This is a genomic window from Vibrio sp. 811, from assembly GCF_033339195.1.
Genome location: NZ_JAWOUB010000013.1, coordinates 93,667 through 106,978, shown reverse-complemented (window position 1 = coordinate 106,978; position 13,312 = coordinate 93,667). Strand labels below are relative to the sequence as shown.

The following is a 13,312-nucleotide window of genomic DNA, read 5'->3' as shown; positions in this document are numbered from 1 at the left end:
TCTAGACAGAGCAGCAGTTATACATGAAACTAATACGCTAATATCTAACCTGGATAAACATTGTGGATTTAGCAAATAAACTACACCTGCTTTTAGAAGTCTCTAAAGCTGGATCTTTTGCAAAAGCAGCAGATGGGATGAATATCGACCGCTCTGTTTTATCTAAACACATCAAGCAGTTAGAAGAGCACTTAGGCGTTAGGCTATTAAACAGAACAACTCGCTCTCTTTCATTAACACAAGTCGGCAAGCAAATAGTTGAAAAAGCAGACCAAATATCTCAACTCCTTGATGATACTCAACAAATAGCGGAGAACTTTCAGACTGAGCCTTCAGGGAAAGTACGAATTTCAAGCTCAACATTATTTGGAAAACTCTATCTACAACCTTCGATAGAGAAGTTTTTACATAAGTACCCAAAAGCAAGTGTTGAACTAATGCTAGATGATCTTCATGTAGACGTGATTAGAAGTAATTTTGATATTGCTTTTCGAATCGGACCTATGAGGGATTCATCAATGGTAGCAAGAAAATTAGCAAAAAATACGACTGCAATCATTGCTTCTCGAAATTTAATTGAAAAACATGGTAACCCAGAAACGCCTGATGAGTTAGTTAAGCTACCTTTTATTATTTATTCAAATGGTAATTTTATTGTCGATAAGCTTAAATTCTACGACAAAGCAAACTCAGATGGTTTAGATACATACCCAATATCAGGGTCATACATGGTAAATGAAGCTGAGCTAATAATTGAAAGCGTAAAGTCAGGTCTGGGCGCAGCACTTATAGGTCAATTTATGCTCCCTAACAACCTAGAGTCTTCTAATTTAGTTCAACTTTTACCAGAATATGAAACTCAAGATTTTGGTGATATTTATGCCATGTACTCACACCGTCAGCAATCACCATTGGTTAGGGCATTCATTGATATCGTTCAAGAAGAAATTGGCATACCACCAATATGGGAAAAGCATTTCAATAAAAGCTAGGTGATTCTATTTAACCAAAATTAACAGATAATAAAACATCAAATAAAATCAATAATTTAAAACAGGAAAATTTAAGATTCATAGAAGTTTAATGTTAGGTGAATTAAGTTCCATTCTAAATGGCGCTTAATTCACTAAATATAAAACATTCTTGATTTATAATACTAACAAATCCATCACCTATACAAGTTACGATGTATATTAAAGAAAAACACACCTCGGTCACTAGTTTGTTAGTATATAAAATATCTTATCTTATTTTTTTGGTTATTTACACGTTAGCAACGATTTATTTTAGCGTACAAATGGACAAAAGCACATCGGAGAACTCTCTTATAGAAATGAATCAAATAGCATTTGTGCTTTTTTCATCGTTAATGTGTTTGTATAAATCTAAGGAATATCTTGAACTCAAACACATATTAGTAATAATGTCTTCATTTTTTATGGTTATATTCGTTAGAGAAATGGACTACCACATAGAGCAGTATTTCCCTCACGGTTCATGGAAGTATCCTGCTTGGATTATAATAGTCTCGGTCTGTTATTTTTGTTTTAATAACATAGTTAACATAAAAAATGAGGTAAAACTTTTCATTTCTCATTCTAGCTTCACGACATTAACGATTGGCTTTTTTATTGTTTTCTTATTCTCACGCTTTGCAGGGTATGGTGATTTTTGGGTCGAGTTCATGGGGAACTCATACAATAGAGACGTGAAAAACTTGGTCGAAGAAAGCTTAGAGTTACTAGGTTACGCGATACTTTTAAACGGTGTTTTACTTATTAAAGTAGAAAACCACTAAGTATAAACAAAAGTTCAGAGCTTGTAGTTCAAGATTTGAACTTTTTTTTGGTTAAAAAAAAGCAGCAAATATAATTTGCTGCAAATGATGAAAAAAACAATATGCGTAAGTTAACTTCCTAGCAATGGATGCGTTAACGAGTTAATAATAACGAACCGTAACAATTAAGTCTCGTTGAAAATAATCCATAAAGAATGGCATTTATTACACTGTTAATTATGTAACCTTATCTAATCTAGTTATCACACGCCGTCGTTTTTATATCTTATCTCTTTCTGTCAATAAATAGCTCTTCACATCAGATCTTATCTATCATCCAAAATTAGTCGACTGTAAAATAAAACACCAAAAATCAATTAATTAGAATCAACCACTTAAAAAATAAAAAGGAGTAAAAACGAAACTATGTCAGATAGAACATATTAAAGATCACCGACTCTGAGTAGAAAACCGTTCATACTCCTTACGCATACAATCAATAAAGACTTCCATCGCCGGCGTCACACACTTCCCAGCATGATAAGCGCAGAGTGGCTTGATCATCTGTGAAAATTCGGTGAACTCAAGCTCTTGTAAACTGCCCTCTTGCAACTCTTTTTCAACCGTAAAACGAGGTAAATAAGAGATACCAATATTACTCTCAACGCAGTTTTTGATCGTATTAATACTGCTAAGTTCGATCATGTTGTCGATGCTAATATCACGCTCCTGAATAATGCTCTCAAACATCTGTCGAAAAAGGCACTTAGGGCCATTGCTTATAAACCCTAAATCAATATGTTGCTCTCTCTTCTTTAAATCTAGCCCTTTTAAAAGCGGTGAAGCAACCAATACCAGTGGCTCCTGCTCAAACTCGTGGACCTTGAGCGTATCGTCATTACCTACTCGATAAAACACACCTAAATCAGCTTTATCCGCTATCAACTCATCTCGAATCTGATAGCAATTTTGTGATTGCAGAGAGAGTCGGACATTAGGCGCTCTGATCCTGAACTCTTTTAAAACATTAGCCATCTTATAAGCAAGTTGAGTCTCAGCAACCAGCACTTTCAATTCACCGGTCGGCTCCGAGTTTTCTTGCTGTGCTGTTCCCTCAATATTTTCCATCACTCGCGACAGTTCATAGACGTAAGGCAGTATCTTTTCTCCTGCTTGAGTCAAAACCATCTTACGCCCTATTTTTTCGAAAAGCTGCAGAGACAGATCTTGTTCCAACTGCTTGATTTGAAAGGTGACGGTTGATTGCGTGCAATAAAGCTTCTGTGACGCTTTAAGAAACGATCCTTCTTCAACAATAGCTTTAAAAGTAAGAAAGCGTTTTAGATTCATGACTAGACTCCACAACCAACAGTTCAATAAATTAAAAGTCTAAGTTTTAATTTATTCAATTTTTTAATCAATTGTAGCGAAGTATAGTGCAGTAAAAACAGGAGAGATAGAGATGACCGCCATCTACACCGCATTTTTTACTTACGTAATCATTACTTCAATTACACCAGGGCCAAACAACATTTTATCGCTCAGCATCGCGACGCAATATGGACTAAAACGCTCAACAAAAGTGATTTCGGGGATGTTTTGTGGCTATGTTGTTTTGATGCTACTTTGTGGCGCTTTCACGTATAACATGATCAGCCTCTTGCCCGTGATTACACCTTGGCTAACATGGATTGGAGCAGCTTATATTGTTTGGTTGGCTTGGGGGCTTGCTACGAGTGAGATCAAAACTTCATCGGATAATTCTAAAGGTATCAGTTTCTTAACAGGTTTCGGTTTGCAGTTCGTTAATGTGAAAATCATTCTTTATGGAATTACCTCTATTTCTACGTTCGTACTGCCCCACACTCAGAATATCTACTGGATCTTAGCGACTAGCCTCATTCTTGCTTTGATCGCACTTCTTAGCAACGTAGTTTGGGCCGTTGCAGGAAAGCTACTTCAATCGCAATTCCAGAGATATGGCAAAGTCATCAATATGAGCTTAGCAGCAGCTCTGATCTATTGTGCGACACAGTTATTTACTTAAGTATATAGTTGATCATCAAGAACAATATTGCTCTTCAACTTAGACGACTACGTTTATGTGAAGAGCAAATTCTGCTCTACAAATCGCTGCGGTTTCTCGTGCCCTTACTCGCTCCTCCCGCTCCTTCATACGGCAGTTTTTGAAGAAGTAGATTCAACGTCACTTAATCAACCTAAAGATACGAAATTTTTTTAGTTATACAGACACGGCCTTGGCGACCTCGGTAATAACTAAGCATTACTTAGTATACACAAATCAGAAAAACTAAGATAATCTTAGTCATCCAAGTCCTTCGTATGAACTTTAAGTGTTGTTTAATAACCCACTCCCAGCCCGCCTTAAGCATGCGCGTAAACAAGCGAATCTGTCCCAAAAAGCACTGGGCATCCGTATCGGCATGGATGATAGTTCTGCAAGTGCAAGGATGAATCAATACGAAAGGGAGCGCCATACTCCAGACGTAAAAACGCTCAAACTTATCGCAGATGAGCTAAACGTGCCTCTAAACTATTTTTTTTGTGAAGATGAAATCACCGCTGAACTTGCGGTGAATCTCCACAAGCTGTCAAATGATGACAAGCAAAGAGTGCTTGAGAGCACAGCCCAGCTGATTGCAGACGCAATCGCCACGAAGTCGAGTACGTAATTGGGATTAAACGCCTAAGAATACGTATCAATACCAAAGAATCAAAGAGCATAACTAAGGGTTCAACATGGCTACAACAAAAGCACTTGTGGTTTTTTCCGGTGGGCAGGACTCTACGACCTGCTTAATCGATGCATTAAATACATATGATGAAGTTCATGCTATAACGTTTGATTATGGCCAGCGTCATTCAGATGAAATAGATATCGCTATCGAATTAGGTAAGCAACTTAACATCAAAAGCCACAAAGTCCTGGATGTAAAATCAATTAATGAGTTAGCGATTAGCTCGCTGACAAGAGACAACATTCCGGTATCTAATGACTTAAGCGACGCTAACGTACCCAATACATTCGTTCCAGGGAGAAACATTCTCTTTCTTACTTACGCATGTATCCATGCTTACCAGCTTGGCATTCAAGACATCATTACGGGAGTCTGCGAAACAGACTTTAGTGGTTACCCTGACTGCCGAGACAACTTTATTCGCTCTCTAAATCTCTCTTGCAATTTAGGTATGGATAAAGCCTTCAATATCAAGACTCCTTTAATGTGGCTTACTAAAGCCGAGACCTGGGCTTTAGCTGATAAGCACAATATGTTGGAGTTTGTCCAAAACAATACTTTAACATGTTACAACGGAATCGTTGGTACAGGCTGTGGTGAATGCCCAGCGTGCCTACTGCGACAAAGCGGCTTAGAAGAATACTTAGCGAGCAAATAGTCTTTGTTAGCGGTAATAGCGGTGGGTAAAACCTTTTGCGTTAGCTTCTAAACGTTTTATCTCATCGTGAAACTCCAGCCAACAGAGCTTCATTTTGATGCCGCCAGATTGGTGGCATCAATTAAATGCGAAACGATTGTCGAACCAAAGATAGCACCACACCACACCACACCACAGCAGCCAACACTTCTTAGCTTTTACAACGCTATAAATTGTTTAGATATATCGACAATGTTTCGATAGCAAAGCTACCAACGGCATTACTCGCGAAACCGGAATTAGATAGAAAAGCTACCTCGAATGATGACGAGTCTCTCGTCTAAGCAATACTCAAATATTTATGAGTTTGAACAGACAAACGCCAATTGCGGGCAATGCACGTATCAATACACAATTGCGTAGCACGAGGCTTCTGGCTAATTGGTTGTAGTGCAATGATAGTCTCAGCCGCTACGTTCGCATTTGCTAAAAGATCATCAAGGTGGTCGATGTCTTTCTGGGTGCCGACTGGATGCTTAATCTCATTTGCCCGCTCTAACGCGCTATTAAGCACTGGTAATTTACCTTTCATTGCCACTTTTGGTGACACTGTCACCCACGTATTTTCTGAAGTAATCACTTCTGATGTGCCACTGGTTTCAATTTGGCATTGGCACCCCATATCTTCAAACGCCTTTGTTAAAGGGCGCAGATCATAAATACAAGGCTCTCCACCAGTAATCACGATATGCTTAGCATTAAAGCCTTGCTGTTGATATTGCTCTACGACGTTCTCGGCAGATGCAACACACCACGTCGGAGAGTCTTCCGTTTTCACAAGAATATCGCCTATTTGACGTTGATCATTCTCATCTGCATACCACGTTTGTTTGGTATCGCACCATGAGCAACCAACCGGACACTCTTGAAGCCGAACAAAAACAGCAGGGACTCCAGTGAAAACCCCTTCCCCTTGGATGGTTTCAAACATCTCATTTAGCTTATACAACGCAGAACTCACTCAACTCATAACATTTCGAGGCGAAGACCATAATGGACACGCGTGTCTAGGTCAATTTAAACCAAAAATTAATTGTTAAAATAGACCATTTTGTAGTTTCATAGCGTAATGAATATAGGTTTCTGGTTAACGTTAAACCAAGCCTTATTCACTGACAGCTCCCAAAAAACTTTAAGGTAAGAAATGATGTATAAACTGATCGCACTAGATATGGATGGCACGCTACTCAATAGTGATAAAGCCATTTCTGAAGAAAACAAACAAGCGATCGCAAAAGCTCGAGAAGCAGGCGTTACTGTCGTTCTCGCTTCTGGTCGCCCATTAGAAGGAATCCAAGACAAGCTCGACGAACTGAATATCCATTCCGATCGAGATTTTGTTCTTTACTACAACGGTTCGATGGTCAAGAACGTAGGCACAAACGACATCATCCACCAGCAAATCATAGATGGTAAAGCTGCAAAATTGGTGGCGCGAAAAGCCGAAGAGCTAGGTGCGTACGTCCATGCTTTTAGTCAAGTTCATGGTTTAATCACCAACGAACACAACCATTACACCGATATTGAAGCAAAGATAAATGGCTTAAATGTCACCGAGATGAACTTCGAATCACTAGAAGACGATCATCCAATCATCAAAGCTATGATGGTTGCAGAGCCAAGCAAACTAACAGAAGTTATAGCAGCACTACCAGCTGAAATGCGCGAAGCGTTTACGGTAGTTCAAAGCGCTCCGTTTTTCCTTGAGTTTCTTAACCCTGCGAGCAACAAAGGTATTGGTGTTGCCGCAATTGCCGAGTATCTGGGAATTAAACCGGAAGAAGTTATCTGTATGGGTGACGCAGAAAATGACCACCACATGCTGAAATACGCTGGCCTTGGTATCGCGATGGCAAATGCAATGGAAGAAACCAAGCAAATCGCTGACTACATTACGGAAAGTAATGATGAGCACGGTGTCGCTAAAGCTATAGAAAAGTTCGTGCTCAATGCATAGCCCTTTCCGCCATCTCTGTTGCGTTAAGCTTCTTACGTTTAACACCCCTAGCCGTCCAAGATAGGCAAGCGGCGTTGTTCGTGGACTAAACGTGTAAAAGCCTTGCTGTAATGCAAGGCTTTGTTTTTACTCAAATACTAACAGATAACAAATACAGCCATCAATCTAGCAACGTTTTGCTCGGTTGGTTTTCACAAGTCAGCTTCCTTGCAAGCAGCATAAATAACAACATTAATAATGGATAATGTAACGTCGACAAGACTAATGACCACAGACCGCTAAACGATACGATATTAGCCGAGTACAAATAGAGTTGATCAACAAGCAACAATGCCAGCGTCACAAAGATCATCTGCCGAGTATCTAAATGTGCTTTCGACTCTTTAAATGTCATGACCAACGCTGATGCAGTGATTAAAATTGCTAGCCAGCGACCAAACACAGGTAATGGCCAGATGACGGAGATGACCGCTGTTGCCGCAGTCATAACGAACCAGACGCCTTTTGAGCTTAGAACTTGATCAACGTTCACATCTTGATTTGTCTCCAGTCGAAGAACATGCCAAGCCACCAAGCTGCCTAACAGCGCGCCAAATAACATATCTAAAATAAAGGCACTGCCGAGGAAAAACTTACCTAACACCACAGTAAGAGTGATGAACACGAAGACTGCCGTTGTTCCATTCAAACCAAAATACTGGGTTCTATGAAACAAGAACGTCAGCACACAAAACCACACAGCGATAGGCAAGCTAGGAAAACTAAAGCCAAAGCTGTGCGTTAACTCCATCATTGGTATATAGACATGTGGGCGCGGTAGCGAAAAGCCTTGTTGAGCGACAAGCACCATAAGCGACGTTGCACTAATTGCGAAAAAGAGTCGGTACACAAACCGGCTACCAAAGCGCATCATGGCAAAAGGAAATAGAAAGAGTAGTACCGTCGGTTCTGTCAGATCTATAACGAGTTTCGAGATCTGACTAGCTACCTCGTAACTCGTTTCTGACAACGCCCCTACCCAACTCTGTAAATCTATCAGCCACGCCAATTCAACCTGACGAAATGAAGGCGCGGATTCGATCAACTGAGTCACATAAGATACTGATTGCTTGGTAGCTTGATCAAAAAACTGAGTGGCTTGTGGCCATTGCTCAGGATAACGATATAAAGATGATGGTAATTCAGATGGGCTAAGCAACATCGCTGACGCAACTTCTACTCCATAATGAGGGGCAAACCAAATAGGCAGTTCATTTCCACCTAAAGAATTATTCATAGAAAAAGCGATAATGTCAGAGTCTGATATACAGTCGTAAAAAACCGCAGTGTCCGTTCTGCCAAGCTCCTCTCCAACCGTAACCACTATACCGGTTTCTTCCCACGTTTCTCGTTGAGCAGCAACTTGTGGAGACTCACCATCAATAATGGTTCCGCCAGGTAGAGAAATCTTATCCGTTAAAACTTCATGAACTAACACTAACTTGTCATCAGCGCGAACAATACAGAGCGCTCCTTTAACTTCGCTCGCAGTGGCTTTAGCCGTAGAGATCGGTGAAACAGGTAACAAAATAAAACAAAGGATGAGTAATAACAGCTGTCTCAACACAAAATATGACCTTAAATAAACATAATGATAACCAATGAATCATGGCAGTTAATCTTATCTTTTTCGACAAAAATTAAGTAACGAGTTATGCCAAACTGAGTTGATCGCGTAAAACCTGATCTCAACGCTCACTGGAGAATAATTTAATGCAAACCTGACAAAAATCAGACAAAACATAAAATGTTGATCGCAATTCTGCCAGTTATATAAAGATAACGTCAGGACAAAGTCATACACATTTTGTGGGTTCTCATAGTTGACACAATAAAAAAGGGCTTATTATTCGCAAACAATAAACCCTAGTTATGATAACTATGTACTGATCGTTGAAACCAAGAATGAATCTTATCTCATGGTCAACGAATCAAGTTCACTGGCCCGATAGTTAGTTAGACTTGCAATTCGCATCGCCTACTTTTTGCCAAACACCCCAAGGCCCTGAGTCTGCTGGATTATCACCTTGAGTCCACCACTGCGCTTGCCAAACTTTACCATTCCAAGTAACCGTATCTCCTTTGAGATACACTAAGCTGGCTTGCCATACAGTTGTACAGCTATCTGTGGGAGGCGTTGTCACCGTTTTCGCTTGAGCGGATACTAACGCTTGGTATTGTGTGCTGGTCTTATCAACGTTGAAGTTCAAAGCCACTCTTGCTTCTCCGCTCTGAGTAGCACCAAATTCAACATCAACACGACAACTTGCATTCATTGCTAACGTCGCCTGAGAGCACTGATCATTGGCAATAACAGCTGCATCAGTAACACCCGAAGCAAACGCGCGAACATTTTCCACAGTGAAGGTGGTGCTCCCTGAATTCTGGATAACAAAGCTATGTTGCTGTAACTCCCCAACATTAAATGATGCCAGTGTCTGTTCGGTGGTGTATCCAACAGAAACATTTTCTTTTGGTGGTGTTGCTGTTCCGATAACACCATCGACAAAATTGCGCATAGCAGCGATATCGCTATAAACCCCATACATACCAGGACGAGCACAACCTATTCCCCAACTGACCACACCAAGTTGAGTGATTACACCACTGCGATTAATAACGATTGGACCACCACTATCTCCCTGACAAGAATCTATCCCACCTTGAGGAATACCCGCACAGAATGACACTTCTCCAACCGTTGTGTAGTTGCCACCGGCTTGACGGCAAGTCATATCCGACACAAGTGGGACGTCAACCTCTTGCAATCGAGACGGAGAGCTTCCTCCTTCAGAAGTTCGCCCTAAGCCAGCAACACTAAGCCAATCTCCGATGCTCGCGTATTGCGTTAGACTGCCATTCGCAATCTCAACTGAAGAAACACCTTGAGGCACAGAGTCGAGCTTCAATACCGCGAGGTCATGAGAAAGCGTCGCGCGGCGATATGCCGGGTGCATATGGATCTCACTGACGTTTGCACGAACACCGTCACTACCGTTATAAACAACGCCACCGATTTTAACCGCTATCTGATTCGGAGAATCACCCTCAACACAATGCGCAGCAGTCAGGACGTAACCATTCCCGATATAACTGGCCCCACAATATGATCGGTTACCATAACGACTAACAATTTGGGTGTAGAATTTCCAGTCACGTGGGTCGGCAGTTACTCCGCCTACGATCTGGGGTTGGATAGTATGATTTTGCGTCTGTGACAAATCATCAGCACTTGCGAACATTGGCAAAACGGCTAAAGCAAGTAACGATTTTGTTAGTTTCAAAATATTGTCCTCTTGTTTTTGTAAGCACGATCCTCGTGCTACTAATAAACAAGCAGACAAAAACGCCGATACCAATGTGGGTGCATATCAATTTGTTAACATTGCGAGCAACTTATAGAGAAAAGTCTATTGACGAACTGAATGATTTCAATTCGATAGAACCTAAATCACAATATTAAAGTTAAATACGATTATTCGTTCAGCGGTTTTCTTAAATAGTGGATATGATGTGCAAATCCTTGTTTTTCATACAAAGATATTGCGCCCTGGTTAAAATGCCATACTTCAACAAACATCTGTTTTGCACCGTAATCAGAGAACGTTGACTCAATTTTATTAATCAATGCCTGCGCCGTACCTTGTTTTCGATATTCAGGCAGCACATAGAGCTCATCCACACTTCCCATCATAACTGGCTGGCTGACGGTAGAAATAAGTTCACAGAAGTGACCAGAGATAAAGCCAATAATTTCATCTCCTTGTTTTGCTACGTAAACAAGGCACTCAGGGTCGTCAATATATCGAGCAATGCTTTTTTCTTGTTCTATCTCCTCTGCCGTTTTGAAAAGCTCAGGAGATTGAAGATGATGCTCATCATGAAGCTCGAACATAAGATCGTTGAGCAACTCTAGGTCGCTAAAACACGCAGGTTTAATCGCAAACGTGGTCATACAAAGGGTCACTAAAAATGGAATGGCTGTAGTTTGTGAGGAAAACGTCGTATTGGCAAGTCACAAATGCTTTCACGATACGTTTGTACTGTTTGAACAACAAAAAGGCCCCTGCACTTAATAAACGTACAGAGGCAGAACCAACCAACAGAGTTCGAGGATCAGGGGTTAGTTAGAATTGAGTTTTTCTCAGCGTCGTAGCACTCGCTCAATTTCGTTCAAGCTACTTGGGTCATCAATCGTTGACGGAACGGTGTATTTTTCACCATCAGCTATTTGACGTATAGTTCGACGCAAAATTTTACCTGAACGTGTTTTCGGTAAACGGTCTACAACCAACGCATGCTTGAAGCAAGCAACTGCACCTATCTCACTACGCACTTTGCCAACAAGCTCACCTTCAAGGTCTAGCTCATCCACTTTAACACCGTCTTTTAGTACCACAAAACCAAGTGGAAGCTGACCTTTTAGATCATCGTGAATACCAACCACCGCACATTCTGCAATCGCTGGGTGGCCTCCTACTATTTCTTCCATTTCACCTGTCGACAATCGGTGTCCCGCGACATTAATCACGTCATCAATACGTCCCATAATAAACAGGTAACCGTCTTCATCCAGATAGCCACCATCACCTGACACGTAGTAGCCTGGGAATTGGCTAAGATAACCAGTTTCAAAACGGTCATGATTACGCCAAACCGTTGGCAGACAACTTGGTGGTAGCGGACGTTTTAATGCGACAAAGCCTTGTTGGTTAGGCCCGACAGCCTCTCCAAGTTCATTCAGAATCTCGACCTGATAACCCGGAATGGGCTTCGTCGAAGAACCAGCTTTAACTGGCATCATTTCGACACCTGTCGGGTTGCCCGCGATGGCCCAGCCCGTCTCGGTTTGCCACCAGTGGTCAATAACGGGCTTGTCCGCTTTGCTCTGAACCCACTCCAGTGTCGGAGGGTCGAGGCGTTCTCCCGCCATAAAGATGGTTTTCAGATTCGACAAGTCGTACTGTTTTAAGTGCTCACCTTCCGGGTCCTCTTTCTTAATCGCACGAAACGCCGTTGGTGCAGAGAACAACGCATCTACTTTATATTCATCACACACTCGCCAAAATGCGCCAGGATCCGGTGTTCGAACAGGCTTGCCTTCGAATAGGATAGTAGTGCAACCGTGAATCAGTGGAGCGTAAACAATGTAAGAGTGCCCTACTACCCAGCCCACATCAGATGCCGCCCAAAAGACGCCATCTTGAGGAATGTTATAGATTGCGCTCATGGAGTACTTCATCGCGACAGCATGACCACCGTTATCACGCACAACGCCTTTCGGCTTACCTGTCGTACCCGATGTATAAAGTATGTAGAGCGGATCGGTTGCTAACACCGGAACACAACCATGTGGCAGCGCTTGGTTGTACTCTCGCTGCCAATCTAAGTCTCTTTCTTGGTTTAGCTCAGCGTCGCACTCTGGACGTTGGAAAACAAACACTTTCTCAGGCTTCCAACGGCTGTCCATAATGGCTTTGTCTACCATTGGTTTGTATGGAATGACTTTGTTGATCTCAATCCCGCACGACGCCGTCATGATCACTTTCGGCTCTGCATCTTCAATTCGTACAGCAAGCTCATTAGGTGCAAAACCACCGAATACTACAGAATGAATCGCCCCCAAACGCGCGCAGGCAAGCATCGCCATTGCGGCTTCTGGGATCATCGGCATATAAATAACGACTCGGTCGCCTTTTTCAACACCTTGAGCAGACAGCATGCCAGCAATTTTTGCTACTTGGTCACGTAGATCGCTATAGGTGTACGTGGCTTTACGACCTGTCACTGGCGAGTCATAAATGAGTGCAGTATTATCACCGCGTCCTTGCTCGCAATGGTAATCTAATGCTAACCAGCACGTATTCATTACACCATCTGGAAACCAACGTTCTATGCCGTTTTCATCAGATTTCAAGATAGTTTTAGGAGATTCGAACCAATCGATATTCTCCGCTTGAGCGCGCCAAAAACTCTCCGGTTCGTTTTTCGCCCATAAATATTCTTTTTCGTATGAAGACATATTGCTTCCTCCAGTATGTCCTGACATTGCTCTCGTTCTACTCAAAGATCGCTCTTTTAAT

At 41.7% G+C, this 13,312-nt stretch carries 11 protein-coding genes; 5 read left to right on the top strand and 6 right to left on the bottom strand.

Going from position 1 to position 13,312, the window contains the following annotated elements; translation table 11 throughout:
• Window positions 1-62: 62 nt before the first annotated feature.
• The gene (locus tag R7Q46_RS17895) at window positions 63-992 is read left to right on the top strand and encodes a LysR family transcriptional regulator (RefSeq protein ID WP_064353962.1); all 930 of its coding nucleotides are present in this window, start codon (window positions 63-65) and stop codon (window positions 990-992) included.
• A gap of 1,235 nt (window positions 993-2,227) precedes the next feature.
• Here the strand turns inward: R7Q46_RS17895 and R7Q46_RS17890 are convergent.
• Window positions 2,228-3,127 (bottom strand): LysR family transcriptional regulator, encoded by a 900-nt coding sequence (locus R7Q46_RS17890; RefSeq protein ID WP_064353964.1) that lies wholly within the window; start codon window positions 3,125-3,127, stop codon window positions 2,228-2,230.
• Between the two features lie 112 nt (window positions 3,128-3,239).
• Between R7Q46_RS17890 and eamB the strand changes: the two genes are divergently transcribed.
• The 3 genes from eamB (at window position 3,240) to queC (ending at window position 5,194) form a co-directional block, all read left to right on the top strand.
• The gene (gene eamB, locus R7Q46_RS17885; RefSeq protein ID WP_005388201.1) at window positions 3,240-3,824 is read left to right on the top strand and encodes a cysteine/O-acetylserine transporter; all 585 of its coding nucleotides are present in this window, start codon (window positions 3,240-3,242) and stop codon (window positions 3,822-3,824) included.
• Between the two features lie 307 nt (window positions 3,825-4,131).
• The gene (locus tag R7Q46_RS17880; protein WP_005388200.1) at window positions 4,132-4,470 is read left to right on the top strand and encodes a helix-turn-helix domain-containing protein; all 339 of its coding nucleotides are present in this window, start codon (window positions 4,132-4,134) and stop codon (window positions 4,468-4,470) included.
• Window positions 4,471-4,537: 67 nt separating this feature from the next.
• Window positions 4,538-5,194, top strand: a complete 657-nt coding sequence (gene queC / locus R7Q46_RS17875; RefSeq protein WP_213968889.1) for a 7-cyano-7-deazaguanine synthase QueC — start codon at window positions 4,538-4,540, stop codon at window positions 5,192-5,194.
• 319 nt (window positions 5,195-5,513) lie between these two features.
• Here the strand turns inward: queC and queE are convergent, their stop codons facing one another.
• Window positions 5,514-6,164: a 7-carboxy-7-deazaguanine synthase QueE gene (gene queE / locus R7Q46_RS17870; RefSeq protein WP_167415223.1), complete on the bottom strand. Its 651-nt coding sequence runs from the start codon at window positions 6,162-6,164 to the stop codon at window positions 5,514-5,516.
• Window positions 6,165-6,380: 216 nt separating this feature from the next.
• Between queE and R7Q46_RS17865 the strand changes: the two genes are divergently transcribed.
• Window positions 6,381-7,190, top strand: coding sequence for a Cof-type HAD-IIB family hydrolase (locus R7Q46_RS17865; RefSeq protein ID WP_167415684.1), 810 nt, complete (start codon window positions 6,381-6,383; stop codon window positions 7,188-7,190).
• Window positions 7,191-7,350: 160 nt separating this feature from the next.
• Here R7Q46_RS17865 and R7Q46_RS17860 read toward each other — a convergent pair whose 3' ends face one another.
• The 4 genes from R7Q46_RS17860 to R7Q46_RS17845 form a co-directional block, all read right to left on the bottom strand.
• Window positions 7,351-8,796, bottom strand: coding sequence for a bifunctional NUDIX hydrolase/phosphatase PAP2 family protein (locus tag R7Q46_RS17860; protein ID WP_318077669.1), 1,446 nt, complete (start codon window positions 8,794-8,796; stop codon window positions 7,351-7,353).
• Between the two features lie 385 nt (window positions 8,797-9,181).
• Entirely contained in the window at window positions 9,182-10,513 is a 1,332-nt protein-coding gene (locus R7Q46_RS17855; protein WP_031781180.1) for a trypsin-like serine protease, read from the bottom strand.
• A 191-nt stretch (window positions 10,514-10,704) separates the two neighbouring features.
• Entirely contained in the window at window positions 10,705-11,184 is a 480-nt protein-coding gene (locus R7Q46_RS17850) for a GNAT family N-acetyltransferase (protein ID WP_005377290.1), read from the bottom strand.
• A 189-nt stretch (window positions 11,185-11,373) separates the two neighbouring features.
• The gene (locus R7Q46_RS17845) at window positions 11,374-13,251 is read right to left on the bottom strand and encodes a propionyl-CoA synthetase (protein WP_213967051.1); all 1,878 of its coding nucleotides are present in this window, start codon (window positions 13,249-13,251) and stop codon (window positions 11,374-11,376) included.
• Between the last annotated feature and the right edge of the window lie 61 nt (window positions 13,252-13,312).